Origin of the sequence: Kangiella sediminilitoris (assembly GCF_001708405.1) — a bacterium.
GTDB classification, from domain to species: Bacteria; Pseudomonadota; Gammaproteobacteria; order Enterobacterales; family Kangiellaceae; genus Kangiella; species Kangiella sediminilitoris.
On record NZ_CP012418.1, the window covers coordinates 1,553,596 to 1,572,152 of the forward strand.

General features: G+C 43.9%; 20 protein-coding genes. 16 read left to right on the forward strand and 4 right to left on the reverse strand.

Annotated features, from left to right (window positions below; translation table 11 throughout):
• Window positions 1-114: 114 nt before the first annotated feature.
• From purM to KS2013_RS07155, 4 genes are read left to right on the forward strand one after another with little or no spacing between them, the layout of a single operon-like run.
• A complete protein-coding gene (purM, locus tag KS2013_RS07140) occupies window positions 115-1,152 on the forward strand; it encodes a phosphoribosylformylglycinamidine cyclo-ligase (RefSeq protein ID WP_068991791.1) in 1,038 nt (345 codons plus the stop codon).
• An 18-nt stretch (window positions 1,153-1,170) separates the two neighbouring features.
• Window positions 1,171-1,812, forward strand: coding sequence for a phosphoribosylglycinamide formyltransferase (gene purN / locus KS2013_RS07145; protein ID WP_228703645.1), 642 nt, complete (start codon window positions 1,171-1,173; stop codon window positions 1,810-1,812).
• The gene (locus tag KS2013_RS07150) at window positions 1,739-2,518 is read left to right on the forward strand and encodes a DUF3108 domain-containing protein (protein WP_071890147.1); all 780 of its coding nucleotides are present in this window, start codon (window positions 1,739-1,741) and stop codon (window positions 2,516-2,518) included. Before purN ends, KS2013_RS07150 begins: the two co-directional genes overlap by 74 nt.
• 24 nt (window positions 2,519-2,542) lie before the next feature.
• Complete coding sequence (locus tag KS2013_RS07155) at window positions 2,543-2,950, forward strand: hypothetical protein (protein ID WP_068991799.1); 408 nt, start codon at window positions 2,543-2,545, stop codon at window positions 2,948-2,950.
• Between the two features lie 42 nt (window positions 2,951-2,992).
• Here the strand turns inward: KS2013_RS07155 and dcd are convergent, their stop codons facing one another.
• Both dcd and apbC read right to left on the reverse strand, forming a co-directional pair.
• Window positions 2,993-3,559 (reverse strand): dCTP deaminase, encoded by a 567-nt coding sequence (gene dcd, locus KS2013_RS07160; RefSeq protein ID WP_068991800.1) that lies wholly within the window; start codon window positions 3,557-3,559, stop codon window positions 2,993-2,995.
• A 170-nt stretch (window positions 3,560-3,729) separates the two neighbouring features.
• Complete coding sequence (apbC, locus tag KS2013_RS07165; protein WP_068991803.1) at window positions 3,730-4,818, reverse strand: iron-sulfur cluster carrier protein ApbC; 1,089 nt, start codon at window positions 4,816-4,818, stop codon at window positions 3,730-3,732.
• Between the two features lie 162 nt (window positions 4,819-4,980).
• Here apbC and metG point away from each other — a divergent pair, with 162 nt between their 5' ends.
• Both metG and KS2013_RS07175 read left to right on the forward strand, forming a co-directional pair.
• Window positions 4,981-7,038 (forward strand): methionine--tRNA ligase, encoded by a 2,058-nt coding sequence (gene metG, locus KS2013_RS07170; protein ID WP_068991807.1) that lies wholly within the window; start codon window positions 4,981-4,983, stop codon window positions 7,036-7,038.
• 83 nt (window positions 7,039-7,121) lie between these two features.
• The gene (locus tag KS2013_RS07175) at window positions 7,122-7,640 is read left to right on the forward strand and encodes a signal peptidase II (RefSeq protein ID WP_068991810.1); all 519 of its coding nucleotides are present in this window, start codon (window positions 7,122-7,124) and stop codon (window positions 7,638-7,640) included.
• A 65-nt stretch (window positions 7,641-7,705) separates the two neighbouring features.
• Here KS2013_RS07175 and ggt read toward each other — a convergent pair whose 3' ends face one another.
• Window positions 7,706-9,433 (reverse strand): gamma-glutamyltransferase, encoded by a 1,728-nt coding sequence (gene ggt, locus KS2013_RS07180; protein ID WP_068991813.1) that lies wholly within the window; start codon window positions 9,431-9,433, stop codon window positions 7,706-7,708.
• A 156-nt stretch (window positions 9,434-9,589) separates the two neighbouring features.
• Here ggt and KS2013_RS07185 point away from each other — a divergent pair, with 156 nt between their 5' ends.
• From KS2013_RS07185 to KS2013_RS07195, 3 genes are read left to right on the forward strand one after another with little or no spacing between them, the layout of a single operon-like run.
• Complete coding sequence (locus KS2013_RS07185) at window positions 9,590-9,871, forward strand: chorismate mutase (protein ID WP_169816861.1); 282 nt, start codon at window positions 9,590-9,592, stop codon at window positions 9,869-9,871.
• 1 nt (window position 9,872) lies between these two features.
• Window positions 9,873-10,862: a ubiquinone anaerobic biosynthesis protein UbiU gene (gene ubiU, locus KS2013_RS07190; RefSeq protein WP_068991817.1), complete on the forward strand. Its 990-nt coding sequence runs from the start codon at window positions 9,873-9,875 to the stop codon at window positions 10,860-10,862.
• Between the two features lie 14 nt (window positions 10,863-10,876).
• On the forward strand, window positions 10,877-11,779 hold the full coding sequence (locus KS2013_RS07195) for a U32 family peptidase (RefSeq protein WP_068991820.1): 903 nt from the start codon (window positions 10,877-10,879) through the stop codon (window positions 11,777-11,779).
• A gap of 59 nt (window positions 11,780-11,838) precedes the next feature.
• Here KS2013_RS07195 and ubiT read toward each other — a convergent pair whose 3' ends face one another.
• Window positions 11,839-12,369 carry a ubiquinone anaerobic biosynthesis accessory factor UbiT gene (ubiT, locus tag KS2013_RS07200; protein ID WP_068991823.1) on the reverse strand — a complete coding sequence of 177 codons (531 nt, stop codon included), beginning with the start codon at window positions 12,367-12,369 and terminating at the stop codon, window positions 11,839-11,841.
• Window positions 12,370-12,576: 207 nt separating this feature from the next.
• On the opposite strand from ubiT, the gene rsxA reads away from it, so the two are divergent.
• From rsxA to nth, 7 genes are read left to right on the forward strand one after another with little or no spacing between them, the layout of a single operon-like run.
• The gene (rsxA, locus tag KS2013_RS07205) at window positions 12,577-13,158 is read left to right on the forward strand and encodes an electron transport complex subunit RsxA (protein ID WP_068991825.1); all 582 of its coding nucleotides are present in this window, start codon (window positions 12,577-12,579) and stop codon (window positions 13,156-13,158) included.
• A 7-nt stretch (window positions 13,159-13,165) separates the two neighbouring features.
• Complete coding sequence (rsxB, locus tag KS2013_RS07210; RefSeq protein ID WP_068991827.1) at window positions 13,166-13,732, forward strand: electron transport complex subunit RsxB; 567 nt, start codon at window positions 13,166-13,168, stop codon at window positions 13,730-13,732.
• Window positions 13,681-15,321, forward strand: a complete 1,641-nt coding sequence (rsxC, locus tag KS2013_RS07215; protein ID WP_228703646.1) for an electron transport complex subunit RsxC — start codon at window positions 13,681-13,683, stop codon at window positions 15,319-15,321. Before rsxB ends, rsxC begins: the two co-directional genes overlap by 52 nt.
• Window positions 15,318-16,382 (forward strand): electron transport complex subunit RsxD, encoded by a 1,065-nt coding sequence (gene rsxD, locus KS2013_RS07220; protein ID WP_068991834.1) that lies wholly within the window; start codon window positions 15,318-15,320, stop codon window positions 16,380-16,382. Before rsxC ends, rsxD begins: the two co-directional genes overlap by 4 nt.
• Window positions 16,382-17,047 (forward strand): electron transport complex subunit RsxG, encoded by a 666-nt coding sequence (rsxG, locus tag KS2013_RS07225; RefSeq protein ID WP_083217809.1) that lies wholly within the window; start codon window positions 16,382-16,384, stop codon window positions 17,045-17,047. Before rsxD ends, rsxG begins: the two co-directional genes overlap by 1 nt.
• Window positions 17,044-17,745 carry an electron transport complex subunit E gene (locus KS2013_RS07230; RefSeq protein WP_068991838.1) on the forward strand — a complete coding sequence of 234 codons (702 nt, stop codon included), beginning with the start codon at window positions 17,044-17,046 and terminating at the stop codon, window positions 17,743-17,745. The genes rsxG and KS2013_RS07230 overlap by 4 nt, the downstream gene beginning before the upstream one ends.
• Entirely contained in the window at window positions 17,738-18,373 is a 636-nt protein-coding gene (nth, locus tag KS2013_RS07235) for an endonuclease III (RefSeq protein ID WP_068991841.1), read from the forward strand. The genes KS2013_RS07230 and nth overlap by 8 nt, the downstream gene beginning before the upstream one ends.
• The last annotated feature ends 184 nt before the right edge of the window (window positions 18,374-18,557 follow it).

Consider the following 18,557-nt stretch of genomic DNA (forward strand, 5'->3'; position numbering starts at 1 on the left):
AGATAATGATAAAAGCGGCTTCGGCCGCTTTTTTATTGCTTGCTGCTTTCTATCATGGCTCGCTTCTAGTAAAATTGCCCCTTTAGATTAAAGCCACTAGTTTTAGGATTTTCAATGAGCGACAAAAAGTCACTAAGTTATAAAGACGCCGGGGTTGATATTGATGCGGGCAACGCATTAGTTGGCCGTATCAAAGACGTATGTAAGAAAACTCACCGCCCGGAAGTATTGGGTAACATTGGTGGTTTTGGCGCTTTGTTTGACCTTCCTCGTGGCTACGAAGAGCCTGCCCTGGTCGCTGGGACAGATGGAGTGGGTACTAAGCTTCGTCTGGCATTGGATTTAAATAAGCACGATACCGTGGGTATCGACCTGGTAGCCATGTGTGTGAATGATCTGATAGTACAAGGTGCCGAGCCTTTGTTCTTCCTTGATTACTACGCCACAGGAAAACTGGACGTTGATGTAGCTGCAGATGTGGTTACCGGTATAGCACATGGCTGTACGCAATCAGGCTGCTCTTTAATCGGAGGCGAAACAGCTGAAATGCCAGGCATGTATGAAGGCGACGACTATGACCTTGCTGGTTTCTGTGTCGGTATTGTCGATAAAAAGAAAATCATCGACGGTGGCAAAGTAAAATCTGGTGATGTATTACTAGGCTTAGCTTCCAGCGGCCCTCACTCTAACGGTTATTCGCTCATTCGCAAAATCCTAGAAGTTAGTGACTCGGACATTAACGCTGAATTTGACGAAGGTAGAACCTTGGGAGAGACACTGCTTGAGCCAACAAGAATTTACGTAAAGCCTCTACTTAGGTTGTTTAAAGAAGTGGAAGTTAAAGCACTTTCACATATTACGGGTGGCGGCTTGCAAGAAAACCTTCCTCGGGTTCTTCCAAAGCATGCAAAAGCGGTCATTAACACCAACGCCTGGAGTATGCCTAAAGTATTCCAGTGGTTACAACAGGAAGGTAACGTTGACCGTCTGGAAATGTACCGCACCTTCAACTGTGGTATTGGTATGGTATTAGTTGTCGGTAAAGATGATGCGGAACGCGCAAAAGACATGCTGGAAATGATGGGCGAAACGGTATATACCGTTGGGCATGTTGAAGCGAGAGCTGAAGACGAAGAATCTGTTGTACTGTAATCACTGAAAGGCTCAGCTTTGGCAAATACGTCTATAGAGTCGAGTCCGGCTCGAATCGTTGCACTTATCTCAGGAAGTGGCTCCAATCTGCAAGCATTAATTGATGCTGCAGAAATGGGAGCCATTAACGGCGAAATTGTTGCTGTCATCAGTAATAATCCTGATGTCCAGGGCTTAGAAAGAGCTGACAAAGCTGGCATACCTTCTTTGGTCGTAGATCACCGTAAGTTTGATGATCGTCAGGCTTTTGAAGCAGAGCTAAGCAAATCCATCAATCACTATTCCCCTGATCTTATCGTTCTGGCTGGATTTATGAGAATTCTAAATTCAGAGTTCGTTCAGCCATACGAAGGTAAGATGCTGAATATACACCCATCCTTATTGCCAAAATATAAAGGCTTGCATACACATAGGCGAGCGTTAGAGAATGGCGACAAGGAACATGGAGTCAGCGTGCACTTTGTGACCGCCGAGCTAGACGGTGGCCCAGTGATCGCTCAACGAAAAGTTAAGGTGGAAGACAGTGATACAGAAGAATCTCTACAATCAAAAGTTCGCCAGAAAGAACACCAACTCTATCCAGAAGTTGTCGCATGGTTCTGCAGCAAACGCCTTCAATACAAAAACGGCAAAGCCCTCTTCGACGGCCAAACGCTTTAGTCTATTTGCCCTTATTGCAGGCATTGTAGCGACCCTGACGACAACCTCAGCAAAAGCCACTGATACAACTCTTACCGCACTAAAGCCCTACTCCATTAAATATAAAGTCGTGCACGATGGTGACGATGTTGGTACGGCTTACCGAAAATTAACTGAGTTAAGTAATGGCCAATGGCAAATCGCCATGTCATCTGACATCAGTTATTACTTCCTGTCCGATGAACGCAAAGAAACCAGTCGCTTTGAAGTAAAAGGTAATCAAGTACTCCCTCTGGTTTATCAGCGTCTGGCAGAGACTAGCCTGAGATCTGATCGAAATATCGTACAGAATTTTGACTGGGACAATATGATTGAGCAAGGCACTTATCAGGATGATAAATGGACTCAGGCACTTCAGCCCGGCTATTTAGATCAGCTGACACAAATGCTCATCATTAGAGAACACTTGCTCACGCAGAAGCCTATTCCCGCGATCGATATCAGCTATCGTGGCAGTATCCGCCACCATGAATTCAAAGTGCTGGGGCAAGAAGTAATCCAGACAGGCAAAGGCCCTGTAGAAACCGCTAAAGTTCAGCTGAACGAGTCAAAGCGTGACCGTCAGACCAACTTTTGGTTCTCTCTGGAGCATAACATGCTGCCTATGCAGGTACAGCGAATCAAAGAAGGTGAAGAGCAGGCAAAACTGATTGCTGTGGACTGGTAATTAATTGAGCTAAAAGGAGTTTTTATGAATAAAGTTGTCGTAATAGTTATCTCTATGCTTATCGCTAGTGTGGCTTATGCAGGCAACGAGGACAGAGATGCGCTATCAGTCGATAAGGTGACGACTCAAGGAATAGACTTCCACTTTCCGAATGACGACAATATCCAGCCCGAAGAAAGTGACTTCGAAATTCTCAACTATGTCACCATGAGCAATGAATATGGGGAGCGCAAGGTCGTGGTAACTCTTGAGAACACCTCTACAGGAAATCGTATATTTTCTAACGAACAGATAATGGCACTTTATGCAAATGGCTCACGCCGGGTTGCTCACGAAAAAAGGATTGGCTTTAAAGGAAAGGAAGTTAAAACGCTAACCTTGAGCTTTCATATCAGTAAATACCCTATACTGAAAGTGTATACACGTCATTAAAAAGCTGGAAGCTGGTCTAATACCAGCTTCCTACTTGAGGTATTAAGTCTTAGGCAAAGTCACTCCGCGCTGCCCCTGGTACTTACCGCCACGGTCTTTATAAGACGTTTCGCAGATTTCATCTGACTCATAGAACAACATCTGAGCAACACCTTCGTTAGCGTAGATCTTTGCTGGAAGCGGTGTGGTGTTGGAGAACTCCAACGTTACGTGCCCTTCCCATTCTGGTTCTAACGGCGTAACGTTTACAATGATTCCGCATCGAGCATAAGTCGATTTGCCCAAACAGACAGTCAACACACTTCGAGGGATGCGGAAATACTCAACGGTACTGGCCAAAGCGAAAGAGTTCGGAGGAATAATACAAACATCGCTCTTAACATCAACAAAGCTGTTTTCGTCGAAGTTTTTCGGATCAACGACACTCGAATGGACATTGGTGAAAATTTTGAAATGATCCGAACAGCGTACATCATAGCCATAGCTTGAGGTACCGTAAGAAACTATCTTTTGATCATTGACATGACGAACCTGTCCCGGCTCATAAGGATCTATCATCCCCTCATTTTCCGCCATGCGACGGATCCACTTATCTGATTTTATGCTCATAATGTAATTACTCTATTTTTAATTTTATATTCCTACAATTCATTGCACCAAAATGTAAATTTTTGCCCTAGAACACGAAAGCGACGCATGGAGAGCAGGAGTGTATATGAAATACATGACTGCTTGAGTACGGAAAGCTGACAAAGTTATAGGGCAAAAAGGCCATTTTGCTATGTATTCTCTATCGATATAGACGGGAAGCTCACCTTAAAATCCTTCGATTCTAACGACAGTTTGGCTGCCATGCGTTGCGCAATATCAAGATATCGTTGAGTTACTTCCGACTCAGGCTCTTTCACCACTGTTGGCTCGCCGGCATCCGTCTGTTCACGAATATTCAGCGACAGGGGTAAGCTACCTAACAGCTCGACACCAATTTCTTTAGCCAAAGCATCACCACCACCCTGGCCGAAAATATGCTCTTCGTGACCACAGTTCGAACAGGTATGGGTTGCCATATTTTCTACCACACCCAGCACCGGAACGGAAACTTTATTGAACATGGTGACGGCTTTTCTGGCATCGGCCAGAGCAATATCCTGTGGAGTTGTTACAACTACTGAAGCTGTAACCGGAATCTTTTGTGCCATGGTCAGTTGAATATCTCCAGTACCAGGCGGCAAATCGATAATTAAATAGTCCAGATCCTTCCACTGGGTATCGTTAATCAATTGTTGCAGCGCCCCACTCGCCATCGGACCACGCCATACCATAGCCTGCTCAGGCTTGACCAGATAGCCAATCGACATCGACTGAAGACCAAGACTCTCAATCGGCATAATTGATTTCTTATCCAGTGTTTCCGGATTTTTACCCTGCGTTCCTAGCATGATAGGCATACTGGGGCCGTAAATATCGGCATCCAGGATGCCCACGTTCGCTCCTAAAGCACTTAAAGCCAGCGCCAGATTCACCGAAGTGGTCGACTTACCGACCCCACCCTTACCGGAAGCTACTGCAATAATGTTCTTAACATTGGGCATCGCCTGTACTTTAGCCGGATGAACATGAGCATCTACGCGCCAGCTGATGTCCAGCTTGTACGACAGAGAATCATCAAGCTTTGTAAGAAAATCCGTTAAATCCTGCTCAAGTTGCTGTTTGTATTGACCCAGGGGGAAACCAAGCTTTATAGAAATCCGTGCTTCACCGTCAGATAGTTCTATATTTTTCAGTGCCTTAGCTTCAACTAAGTCTTCTTTTAGCAGAGGATCGCGGTATTGAGATAGGTTTTCGCGGATTTGCTGTTCAGTTGCCATAAATTCCGTTAAACAATATTTTATTTAAGTGCCCAAAGTCTAAGTCTTTTACGGCATAAAACCAAGGTTTAACATGAATTAGTTAATGAAAAATCCAGCTAAAACAAGTAAGATTCACCGCTATAACTCTGACATTAGACAAAAGCTATCGAAGAACCGTTCATGACTGCAGAAAACCAAAACAAGCAACGTAAAATCTTAGTCACCAGTGCACTTCCATATGCCAATGGTGATATTCATATTGGCCACCTGCTGGAGTACGTACAAACCGACATCTGGGTACGTTTTCAGAAATCTCGTGGTCACCAATGTATTTATGTCTGCGCCGATGATACTCACGGTACGCCAGTCATGCTTCGTGCACAGAAAGAAGGTAAGACTCCTGAAGCCTTTATTCAGGAAAGTCACGCAGCACACGAAAAAGACTTTGCTGACGCTTTAATTGGTTTCGACAACTTCTACAGTACACACAGCGAAGAGTCTAAAGAGCTTACTCAAGGTATTTACCTGAAGCTTAAAGAGAATGGCCATATCAGCTCAAAAACGATTAATCAGCTGTATGATCCTGAAAAGAATATGTTCCTACCGGATCGCTTCGTTAAAGGTACCTGCCCGAAGTGTGATTCCGAGGATCAGTATGGCGATAACTGCGATAATTGTGGTGCGACTTACACACCAGCAGAATTAAAAAATCCTAAGTCGGCAGTTTCCGGTGCGACACCTGTACTAAAAGAATCAGAACACTTCTTCTTTGACCTCAAAGAATTTGAAGGCTTTCTACGCGACTGGCTAAGCACAGATAACCACGTACAGTCGGAAGTTCAGAATAAAATGAACGAATGGCTGGACGATTTACGTCAATGGGATATCTCACGTGACGCGCCTTACTTTGGCTGGGAGATTCCTGGCGAAGAAGGTAAATACTTTTATGTCTGGCTCGACGCCCCCATTGGCTACATGGCCAGCTTCAAAAACCTATGCGATAAACGCGATGATCTAAACTTTGATGACTTCTGGAGCAAGGATAGTGATGCCGAGGTATACCACTTTATCGGTAAAGACATTATCTATTTCCATACCCTGTTCTGGCCATCAGTTCTAAGTGGCGCAGGCTACCGTACTCCTAGTGCGGTATGGGCACACGGTTTTGTCACGGTGAATGGCAACAAAATGTCAAAATCCAAAGGGACGTTCATTAAGGCTAGAACTTACCTGGAACACTTCCGTCCTGAATTTCTGCGTTATTATTATGCAGCGAAATTATCCAGCCGTATTGATGACTTCGATTTAAACCTGGAAGATTTTGTACAACGCGTTAACTCCGATTTAGTCGGTAAGCTGGTTAATATCGCCAGTCGCTGCTCGGGCTTTATCACTAAACAGTTCGATGGCAAGCTGAGCGATACAGTGATAGAACCTGAATTAATGAACGAGTTCAGCAGTGCTTCTGAAGAACTCGCGCAGCATTACGAAAATCGTGAATTCGGTCGCGCCGTAAAGCAGATCATGGCACTGGCTGATAAAGCGAATGCTTACATTGCCAATGAAGAGCCATGGAAACTGGTGAAAAATGACGATACCAAAGAACGTGCTCATCAGGTGTGCAGCCTGGGCATCAATATGTTCAAAGTATTAACAACGTATCTTGCTCCTGTATTACCACAATTGGCAGGCAAAGTTCAGGATTTCCTGAAACTGGATAACCTTGACTGGTCTGCGTCACAGGAAGTACTAACAGATTATGAAATCAATAAGTTTAAACCCATGATGCAGCGCATCGACATGAAACAGGTCGAAGCCATGATTGAAGATTCAAAAGAAGATTTAGAGGCAGAAGTCCAGCTCGATGAAAAGAGCTTAGACGAACCACAACTTGACGATCCAATTAAAGATGAAATTCAATTCGGTGACTTCGATAAAATCGACCTTCGTATTGCGAAAATTGCCAAGGCTGAGCACGTTGAGGGTGCTGACAAACTACTGAAGCTTCAGCTGGACTTAGGTCAGGGCGTAACCAAGCAGGTATTTGCGGGCATTAAGTCTGCCTATAACCCGGAAGACCTTGAAGGCAAGCTCACCGTAATGGTGGCCAACCTGGCTCCGCGTAAAATGCGCTTTGGCCTTTCAGAGGGCATGGTATTGGCCGCTGGCCCGGGCGGTAAAGACCTATGGATTATGAATCCAGACGAAGGTGCGCAACCAGGCATGCGTGTAAAATAACCGAACCACAAATATAGACAGGATATTACTTTAATACCCTGTCTCACTCACACCCTAATTTCATAAATAAGAGCTAAATAAGCATGATTAATGACTCTACAGAACCGATGAAGCTTGAGGCTGAAACTGTCATTACAACTTTTGAAAACTACGGTGAGGCATGGGGCCTATATATTGGGCTAACCCTTCTGTTGGCAGGTCTTGTCTGGTTTAGCTTCAGAAAACAGCACTTCCTATTAAAGTGGCTTTTAACTTCGATAGTACTTGCTGGAGCCTTGTGCTTTGGTCATCCTGCCGAGGATGTTGAAACTTACTCTCCCCTAATACTTAATACTATGGTTGAGTTATTCGATGGGAACAAGGAACAATTTTTCAGCGATATTCAGTTCATCGCCATGATTTGGGGAATATTGTTTTTATTCGGTACGGCAGTATGGTTACTGATATGTTATTTGCGCAAGGGCAATAAAGAGGGTGCGCCTGCAAAGCAAAAAGAGAACCGAAGAGTAGAGCAAAAGGAATCAACTCAAGAAGAGCCTAAGGTCTCAGAGAGGAGTTCTGAGAAGAAACCCATAGAGCCAACCATCGGTGATGATGTTTAGAAAATATTAACTGAGCAAGGGCATAACTCTAAAAGAGCTATGCCCTTTATAATAAGAAAAATTTCTTAATACCCCGCTGCTTTAGCATTTGGTCGTCTTGGATCCGAACTGCCATAAATATAATCTTCTATCTGGATTGACTGAGTACTGCCCATGGTCCTTGAGTCGTAAAGTTCATAGCCTCTTTGTTTAAGTAATTCGCGAGTATCCTTGTTAATCGCGGGTTCGACGAAAACTCGATCCGGTAACCACTGATGATGAAATCTTGGAGTATGTGTGGCCTCAGCTACGTTCATACCATGGTCGACAAAGTTAACAACCATTTGTAATACGGTAGTGATGATACGACTACCGCCTGGGCTGCCAGTAACCAGCTTAAGTTGACCATCTTTGAACACCATGGCTGGTGTCATCGAGCTAAGCGGACGTTTACCAGCCTCGATAGCATTAGCCTCACCACCAATCAGTCCATAAGCATTAGGCGTTCCCGGTTTTGCTGAAAAGTCATCCATTTCATTATTCAATAAAATCCCAGTGCCTTCAGCAACAATGCCAGAGCCATAGGAGAAGTTCAGTGTATAAGTATTAGAAACAGCGTTGCCCCACTGGTCTACTACCGAAAAATGAGTTGTATCAGGGCTTTCATACTTTGGTGCCGTTCCTGCATTTATTTCAGTCGACGGAGTGATTTCTCCAATAGTTACTTTTTTAGCAATTGTTTCGGCGTATTTTTTACTCATCAACCAATCAAGCGGAACATCATAAAAGTTGGTATCGCCCAGATGCTTACTTCTATCGGCATAAGCATACTTCATAGCTTCAGACATAACGTTAATACTGTCTGCTGTGTTAACACCTAAGTCGGCTACAGGAAAATGCTCCAATACATTTAGCATTTGTATTAGATGAACTCCTCCAGAGCTTGCTGGTGGCATGGTGACAACCGTATGGTCTCGATACTGACCTGTTAATGGCTTACGAATCACAGGTTTATAATTGGCCAGGTCTTCGGTAGTGATAATGCCACCATTCTTTTTCATATCTGCAACGATAAGCTTGGCGATTTTACCCTGATAGAAAGCCTTAGCTCCTTCTTTCTGTAGAAGTTTTAACGTGGTCGCCAGGTCTTTTTGCTTCAGGAGGTCGCCCGTTTCATAGGGATCTCCTCCCTCTTTGAAGAAAACCTTAGCTGTAGCTGGAATTTTTTTCATATAGCTACTGCGGCGTTCAAGCTGGTTAGCCAGGTCCCAGTTGACCACAAAGCCTTCCTCAGCTAGCTGTATCGCTGGCTGTATAACCTCAGCCCAGTCCATAGTGCCGTACTGTTGTTGAGCTAAATATAAACCCGCTACAGTTCCCGGTACTCCAGCCGATAAACGACTAAAACGGGCTTTCTGTTTATCAACATTGCCATCACTATCCAAAAACAAGTTGCGATGAGCAGCTATAGGAGCTACTTCACGATAATCAATGGCTATGGTCTTACCTTGTTCCTTGAGGTGAACAAGCATAAAACCGCCACCACCCAGGTTGCCAGCACGCGGAAGCACCACGGCCAGAGCTAAACCGGTAGCCACGGCTGCATCTACGGCATTACCACCCCGCTTCAAAATATTGACGCCCACATCGCTGGCTATATGCTGCTGAGAGGCGACCATGCCGTGTTTTGCCACGACTGGATGATGAATACTTTCATAATCTATGATGGCTGGGCCTTCTTTAGCTTCCACGCTATAAATAAAAGTGCCCAAAACAAAGATAGAACTAGCAATAATACTTGATAGTAATTTCATAAATTAGTTGGTTGTTCTTAAAGTATGGAGACAGTCTACCCGTCATTAGCGTTTAGTAAAAGATGCACCTGATGAATTTCAAATTGATTCACATCAATGGTTCTTAAAGCTAGTCATCTTAAAATATACAACTTCAAAATAAACCGAACCAAAGTCATGCAAAAGCTTGAAGCTATCCGCCAACAGATTGATAAACTTGATCTTAAGCTACTGGAAATTATAGCTAAACGTTCCACTGAGATTGATAAAATAAACAAAATTAAACAAGCAGAAAGACAAGAGGCTTTTGATCCTAACCGTGAGCAGGAAATTTTGAACCGCTTACACAAACATAATAAATCCTTATACAACTCGGCTGAAATTGGTTCTATTTATAAAGCAATTTTTAAAGCGAGCATCATGCTTCAGCATCGCCTGAGAGAAAAGGTAGAAAATTAATATGGATCTTGTATGCCCTGCTGGTAATTTCCAGTCCCTAAAAAAAGCTGTCGATAATGGTGCTAATGCTGTTTATATCGGAATGAGAAATGAAACCAACGCCCGACATTTCGCAGGCTTAAATTTTGCTGTGAAAGATATCACTCAAGCCATTGACTATGCCCATAACAATCAATGTAAAGTTTACTGCGCCATCAATACCTACCCACGGCAAGACAAATGGAGGCTGTGGACGCAAGCAGTTGATCAAGCAATGGATCTCGGAATCGACAGCCTGATTGTCGCTGACTGTGGGGTGATGGACTATATACGACAGAAGTCAGACACTTTCCCCATTCACCTCTCGGTTCAGGCATCAGCTACTAACCTGGAATCTCTAAACTTTTATTATCAGAATTTTGATATACGTCGAGCAGTGCTACCTAGAGTTCTGTCGCTGGCTCAAGTCACTCAGTTAGCAAAAAAATCCCCGGTTGAGATAGAAGTATTTGGCTTTGGTAGTTTATGCATTATGGCCGAGGGTCGGTGCTACCTATCTTCCTATATGACAGGTGAATCGCCGAACACTCAAGGTGTCTGCTCACCTTCATCCCATGTGCGCTGGGATGAAAAGGACGGTGTATTACAGTCTCGACTTAATAATTTACTGATTGATCAATATGAGCCCCATGAAAATGCCGGTTACCCAACCTTATGCAAAGGTCGATTCGAGATTGAAGGAAACGTTGAGTATGCCTTGGAAGAACCAACAAGCCTGAATACCATGGATATCTTACCCGAACTTTCCTCAGCGGGAGTAGCGGCAATTAAAATTGAAGGTAGACAACGTAGTCCTGCCTATGTCGCCACTGTGACGGATATCTGGCGACGGGCAATTGATGCTGCAAACGGAAAAGCAGTAAACACAACAGAGGCTGATCGTAATAAACTTTCCAGCTTATCTGAAGGGAGGCAAACCACCATTGGCGCTTACGAGCGCAGCTGGCAATAATAAAGGTAATAGTAATGAAGACCTCTCTTGCCTCAGTTCCTTACTACTGGAGTAAGGAAGAATATCAAAACTTTTATGCGGAAGTTGCCCAAACCGAGATTGATATCGTTTACCTTGGGGAAACCGTCTGCTCGAAACGTCGTAGCATGAAACTACAGGACTGGCTTTACGTTGCCGACAATCTTTCTAGTGCTGGCAAAGAAGTATACCTTTCTACTTTGTCACTTATGGAAGCAGAGTCAGAGTTAAGCTACCTACGCAACCTGGTCAAAAAGAGTGAACTGCCTATCGAAGCCAACGACATGTCGGCTATTCAGATTGCAAACACTTTTAAACGCTCCTTTGCCGCGGGCAATCCAATTAATATCTACAACAGCCAAACTTTAAAAAGACTCCATAGTCTGGGAATGAACCGTTGGAATATTCCTGTCGAGCTAGGACGGGAAGATATCGCTCCAGTCACACCGAAGGCAAAAGAGTTAGGCATTGAACTGGAGTATCAAGTGTTCGGAAGAATGCCGTTGGCCTATTCAGCGCGTTGCTTTACCGCGAGACATCATAACCTTCCGAAAGATAATTGCCAGTTTAAGTGCTCCGAAGATATAGAAGGCATTTTAGTCAATACTCGTGAAGGTGATAGTTTTGCTCAAATCAACGGCATACAGACCCAGTCAGCGAAAGTCAGCAACCTGCTTAATCACTGGCAAAACCTCGAGCAAAACGGTATTGATATAGCGCGAATAGTACCGGTATCTCCTCCCGATACCATTGAGGTTGTGAACTGCCTAACTCAGGCAATTAGAAATAACAATAAAAAGGCAGGGTTCGAACCTCATGATAACGAAAAAAGTAGACGAGAATACTGTAACGGCTATTGGTTCCAGTTAGCTGGTTTAGAAATGGTCGAAGCTACTTAGAAATAATAAGATGACATAAAAAGTAAAAAAGCATACACCAGCTTAACCAGCTAACACCTTCAACTACCTTTTAAAGTCCGAGCGTAGACTGACATTATCTGACGAACAATATTTGGAATAACTTCAGACGGTAAAGTATCCAGAGTATTTTTAACATGATGTGCCAGCTCCGTATCCCCTCTTATGCTCAGCTTTCTCTGAAAAAATAAAGTATCAGGATCGACGGTCTGCTGCATTAGTTCGATAGCACAAAGTGTATCGATAGACAGTGTAGCATCATATCTGTATTCCTGATTTTTCGTGCCATTGAGGAGGTCGTAACAACAAAGGCGAGATGATGAATAGCCAATGATCACAATAAGTCTGGCATCCTTGATTTCAATAGCCAGTTGCCTGCCTTCTAAATATTTAAATTCCTGACCTGTTAACTGTGGCAGTAACCGATTATTTAATACCCATTGTATAAGCCTGACATTGACACCCTTTGGTAATGTTGTAACAAGCTGCCCAAGGTTCTTTGGCTGGAGTATCTGTTGACCAATCTCCTGTATAAAGACAGTCGGTTTATTTATTAGCTTTGCTGTGTTCATGGGAATTCATTTATGAAATAAAATGAATGCTAGCAAATCAGGTGACGCATAGCGCATGACTTGGATCATTGATAATGAATAAAGCAAGCTACGGTTTATATGAGGTTGTTTCAACCCCAGCTATCTAGCATAATATAGGGACTGAAGAGACCTATTTAGATTTTACAAAAGTCTAACGAAAACAAACCGTTAAGGCACACACTATTCATGGGCGATTATTTACTGCTCTTTGTTGGAACTGTTTTAGTTAATAACTTTGTGTTGGTAAAGTTTTTAGGCTTATGTCCGTTCATGGGCGTATCCGGAAAACTTGAGACAGCCATTGGTATGTCTGTGGCAACAACTTTTGTATTAACGTTAGCCTCAGCATTGAGTTATATCGTAAATACCTACATATTAGCGCCCATGGGAATGGAGTATTTACAAACTCTATCATTTATTCTTGTTATTGCCGTTATGGTGCAATTAACAGAAATGATCATTCATAAAACCAGTCCAATTTTATATCGTTTGCTTGGTATTTTCTTGCCACTAATTACAACCAATTGTGCAGTTCTAGGTGTCGCTCTTCTAAACGTAAATGAGCAACATAACTTTATTGAGTCGGTTATTTATGGCTTTGGCGCAGCTGTTGGCTTTTCATTGGTACTGATACTATTCGCTGCCATGAGAGAGAGGCTGGCTGCAGCTGATGTTCCGGTTCCTTTTAAAGGCGCATCAATCGCCATGATAACCGCTGGCTTGATGTCGCTGGCCTTCATGGGCTTTTCCGGACTGGTTAAACTGTAGGCTTATTATGGACTTAATAACCGCAGTCATTATTCTTGCAATTTTAGGCTTAGTTTTTGGAGCAGTTCTCGGCTTTGCTTCAATCAAGTTTAAAGTTGAAGGCGATCCTATCGTCGAACAGATTGACGATATTTTGCCACAAACCCAGTGTGGTCAATGCGGTTATCCTGGCTGTAAACCCTATGCTGAAGCAATTGCCCAAGGCGACGAAATCAACAAGTGCCCACCCGGCGGTGAAGCTGGTGTTAAAGCTTTAGCAGAATTATTAGGCAGAGAGGTCATTCCGCTGGACGAAGAGCGCGGTGAAGAAAAGCCTCCTAGTGTGGCCTACATTCGTGAAGATGAGTGCATCGGCTGCACAAAGTGTATTCAGGCATGTCCTGTAGATGCGATACTTGGTGCTCCAAAACTCATGCATACCGTCATCATTGATGAGTGCACCGGGTGTGATCTCTGTGTCGAGCCTTGCCCCGTCGACTGTATTGATATGGTTGAGTTACCACAGACCATTGCCAACTGGAAATGGAAGCAACCAGAGCAAATGATACCGGTCAAACAGTTGGAGGCTCATTGATGGAACGCTCAAACTTTGCCTCAGAAATACCGATCTTTGAAATACCGGGGGGAGTTCACCCTGAAGAACATAAAACCCGCTCTAACCAAGCAGATATTAGAACATTATCGCTACCTGATGAGCTCATAATTAATATCAAAGGACAGGCTGGCAACCGCTCAATACCTGTAGTCGAGGTTGGGGACACAGTGCTTAAAGGTCAAATGATTGCTGAGTGTGATGGTATTTTCAGTAGTTACCAGCATGCACCAACATCAGGAACTATCGTAGCAATAGAAGACCGCACCATTGCTCATCCCTCTGGCCTGAGTGATCAATGCATCATCATTCAGCCAGACGGTAAAGATAAATGGTGTCAGCTAACTCCGGTTAGAGACTTTGACCAGTTGAGCCGGGAAGAAATGTTAGCAACTATTTTTGAAAGTGGCATTGTCGGACTAGGTGGAGCCTCATTCCCTGCTCACATTAAGCTAAAGCGTGAGTCAGGTATACATACTCTGATCATTAACGCAGCGGAATGCGAACCCTATATTACGTGTGATGACAGACTTTTGCGGGAACACTCAAGAGAAGTTCTGAAAGGCGCAGAAGTTATTAGCAAGCTATACTCTGATATCGATATTGTTGTCGGTATTGAAGACAATAAGCCCTCGGCAATTGATGCGTTGGTATCGGCTCGAAAAGAGCTCGGCTTTTCAAATATAAAGATTGCTGTAGTCCCTACAAAGTATCCTAGTGGGGGCGAAAAGCAACTCATTCAAATTATCACTGGCAAGGAAGTCCCTCATGGAAAGCTTCCCGCAGATCTTGGCCTGGTGATGCATAACGTAGGTACCTGTTTCGCAATCTATGAGACCTTTTATTTGGGCAAGCCTTTAATTCAAAGGTTAGTCACGTTAACAGGGGATGCTTGTAAAGAGCCAGGAAATTACTGGGTGCCTTTTGGTACACCGGTATCACATATCATCAATCAGACCCATGCTGAATCACCCAAACGAATAATTATGGGTGGTCCTATGATGGGTTATGAATTACCCAGCACTGAGGTTGGCATTGTTAAAGCAACTAACTGTATTATCATGTCGGCGGAGGGCGAGCTAGGCTTCGATAACCCCACCCTGCCCTGCATCCGATGTGGAGCCTGTATGGATGCCTGTCCTGCATCTCTATTACCTCAGCAGCTATATTGGCACGCGCAAGCTGATGAGTTTGATAAAGCGGAAGAGTACGATCTATTTGACTGTATTGAGTGCGGAGCTTGCGCCTATGTTTGTCCAAGTCATATTCCCCTTGTTCAATACTACCGCTACGCAAAATCAAGTATAAAAAATAACCGAATCGAAAAAACTAAGGCTGAAAAAGCTCGCCAGCGACATGAAGCGCGTCAGGAGCGACTGGAGCGTGTAAAACGCGAGAAAGCGGAGCGACACCGTAAAGCGGCAGAAGCTCGCAAAAAAGCAGCCCAAAAAGCAGGCAAAAAAGATGAAAAAAAAGCGGCGGTTCAAGCCGCTTTAGAGCGAGTCAAGGCAAAGAAAAAAGCTCAGGAAAATAAAGACGATAACAAACCAGCCACAGGGGAAGAAAAATGAGCGTACTATCATCACCCTTTGCCAAGAAACCAAATACAGTAACCCAGCTTATGCTGTGGGTTGTGCTAGCAACGCTACCGGGAGTTTTCGCTCTTGTATTTTTCTTTGGTGTCGGCGTTATTGTGAACCTTTTTATTGCATGCAGCACAGCTTTAATTACAGAGAGTATTATTTTAAAACTTCGTCAACGCCCAGTCGCACCGATACTATGGGACGGAAGCGCATTCGTAACTGCATGGCTTCTGGCGTTAGCCCTACCTCCTCTGCTGCCGTGGTGGATGACTGTGCTGGGAACCTCTTTTGCCATCGTCTTTGCCAAGCATGTTTATGGTGGACTGGGAAATAATATCTTTAATCCAGCAATGGTTGGGTATGTTCTGCTACTTATTTCATTCCCCCTGGAGATGACCACATGGCTACCACCTCAGGAATTAGCAGCTCACCCGGTTGGGGTCGTTGAAACCGTAGGTATTATATTCTCTGGACAAGGCTCTAATACAGCAACCATCGATATGCTTAAACAGGGTGTCGATGGATATACCATGGCAACACCGCTGGATCATATAAAGACGCAACTGGCACAAGGCTACCGCCTACCGGAAGCCGAAACGGCACCCATTATTAAAGGGTTATCAGGAGTGGGATGGCAATGGGTAAATCTTGGTTTTTTAGTCGGTGGTTTGGTATTAATGTTTAAAAAAGTCATCGGTTGGCAAATACCCATTGGAGTTTTGCTGGGAATGGGCCTCATCTCCCTACCTCTATTTTTCGCTAATAGTGACGAATATCTATTCCCGATGTTTCATGGCTTTGCTGGAGCCACTATGCTGGGAGCATTTTTTATCGCCACCGATCCTGTGACCGCTTCCACCACCCCCAAAGGCAGATGGATTTTTGGTTTAGGGATTGGCGCCATTACAGTTTTAATTAGAACCTTTGGTGGATACCCTGACGCCATTGCTTTCGCCGTTCTACTAATGAATATGGCAGTACCAATGATCGATTACTACACCAAACCAAGAACCTATGGCCATGCAAGAAATGCTAAGGAGTCCAGCTGATGATAACCAAAGTCATTAGCAAGAATGGACTAATACTTGCCGCATTTGCAGGGGTATGTGTTGGTCTAATCGCAGTAACCTACTTTATTACCCGCGATACTATCAATAATGAAATGAGGGCTGCGCTGGCAAGAACCCTAGACCAGCTGGTTCCGGCTTCGGCTTATGACAATGATGTGCATCACGACTGTACACTTATTCCTGTTGGTTCAAGCCTTGGTAACAGCTCTCCACTGGAAGTATACCGAATGAGGAAGGAACAAAGCCCTGTGGCATTGGTGATGGAGACTATTGCCCCCAATGGCTACAGCGGTAAAATAAGCCTGGTTGTGGGAATTTACAACGATGGAACTCTAGCTGGTGTCCGAGCAACCGATCACAAAGAAACACCGGGACTCGGTGACAAAATTGACGTAAAGAAAAGCGATTGGATATTAGGATTTGAAGGTCTTTCGCTGAATAACCCTCCCCTGGAACAATGGAAGGTCAAGAAAGATGGTGGCGTATTCGATGCCTTTACGGGAGCGACTATTACACCAAGAGCAGTCATAGAACAGGTCAGCCAAACCCTTCTCTATTTTGAAGAGCACCGAGAGGAGCTATTTCAATCTCCAACTAACTGTGGTGAAGGCGACGTAGCAGAAAACGCTGGAGCCAAATCATGAGTGATATAGAAAGTAAAACCATCATTAAAAATGGCTTATGGGACAATAACCCAGCTCTGGTTCAGTTGCTCGGCCTCTGTCCACTACTGGCTGTCAGCAATACCTTTATTAACGGCCTTGGACTGGGTCTTGCCACGCTTCTTGTATTGGCAGGCTCAAATGCTTCTGTCTCACTAGTAAGAAACTACATCCCAAAGGATATTCGTATTCCTATTTTTGTGATGATGATCGCCAGTTTTGTGACCAATATTGGTCTTCTAATGCATGCATTTACCTACGACCTCTACCTCAGTCTGGGGATCTTTATACCGCTAATTGTCACAAACTGCGCCATTATTGGTCGCGCAGAGGCTTTTGCTTCTAAAAATACATTCTTCCCTTCTTTACTTGACGGCATCATGCAAGGTTTAGGTTTTACAGCCGTACTATGTACCCTTGGGGCTTTACGCGAAATGATCGGTCAGGGAACCTTATTCTCTGGTGCTGAGCAGCTTCTTGGGGGGTGGGCAACTTCACTGGAGATATCTTTTTACCTGACGGATGCGAAATTCTTATTCGCTATTTTACCTCCAGGTGCTTTTGTTGCTCTTGGTATCTTGATTGCGCTGAAAAACATTATAGACTCCAGAGCAGCTGAAAAAGTGAAACATAGAACGAATAACCAGAATATCAGTGGAGAAGTTGTTACCAATGAATAAAGCTAAGCGACAGGAAATTTTTGAAAGACTACGAGAGCATAACCCAAACCCTGAAACTGAACTTGAGTACAACTCAACATTTGAGTTACTGATAGCGGTTATTTTGTCTGCACAGGCTACAGATGTTGGAGTTAATAAGGCAACAAGAAAACTTTTTCCCGTTGCTAACACTCCTGAAAAGATTTATGCCTTAGGTGAAGACGGGCTTAAAGAGTATATAAAAACTATTGGCCTTTTTAACAGCAAAGCCAAAAATGTCATTTCCTGCTGTAAAGATCTCATCGAAAAGCACAACTCTGTTGTTCCTGATACTCGAAAAGAACTAGAGGCTCTGGCTGGCGTTGGCCGAAAAACAGCAAACGTTGTCCTCAATACCGCATTCAGATTACCTGCTATGGCTGTTGATACTCACATTTTTAGAGTCTCAAACCGTACTAAAATTGCTCCTGGCAAAACGGTCCGCAAGGTCGAAGAAGCACTCTTAAAATTTGTACCCAAGGAGTTCCTCCTTGACGCCCATCATTGGCTTATCCTTCATGGACGTTATACCTGCACTGCCCGAAAACCACGCTGTGGTTCATGTATTATTGAAGATTTATGCGAATATAAAGATAAAACCAGTGAATAGCTTTTGGTTATAAAGCTCCTCTTATCAGCTGACCAAATTTTGACCAAAAAGTGATATTTCCCCCAGTTTTGTTATACTCTAGCGCGGTATAATCAGGTTAACTATGAATTTAATACGCACTTAATTCATCCTGCGTCACTTAAGTTAGTCATACCGCAGTAACCGGAATATAGTTCTATTTTAT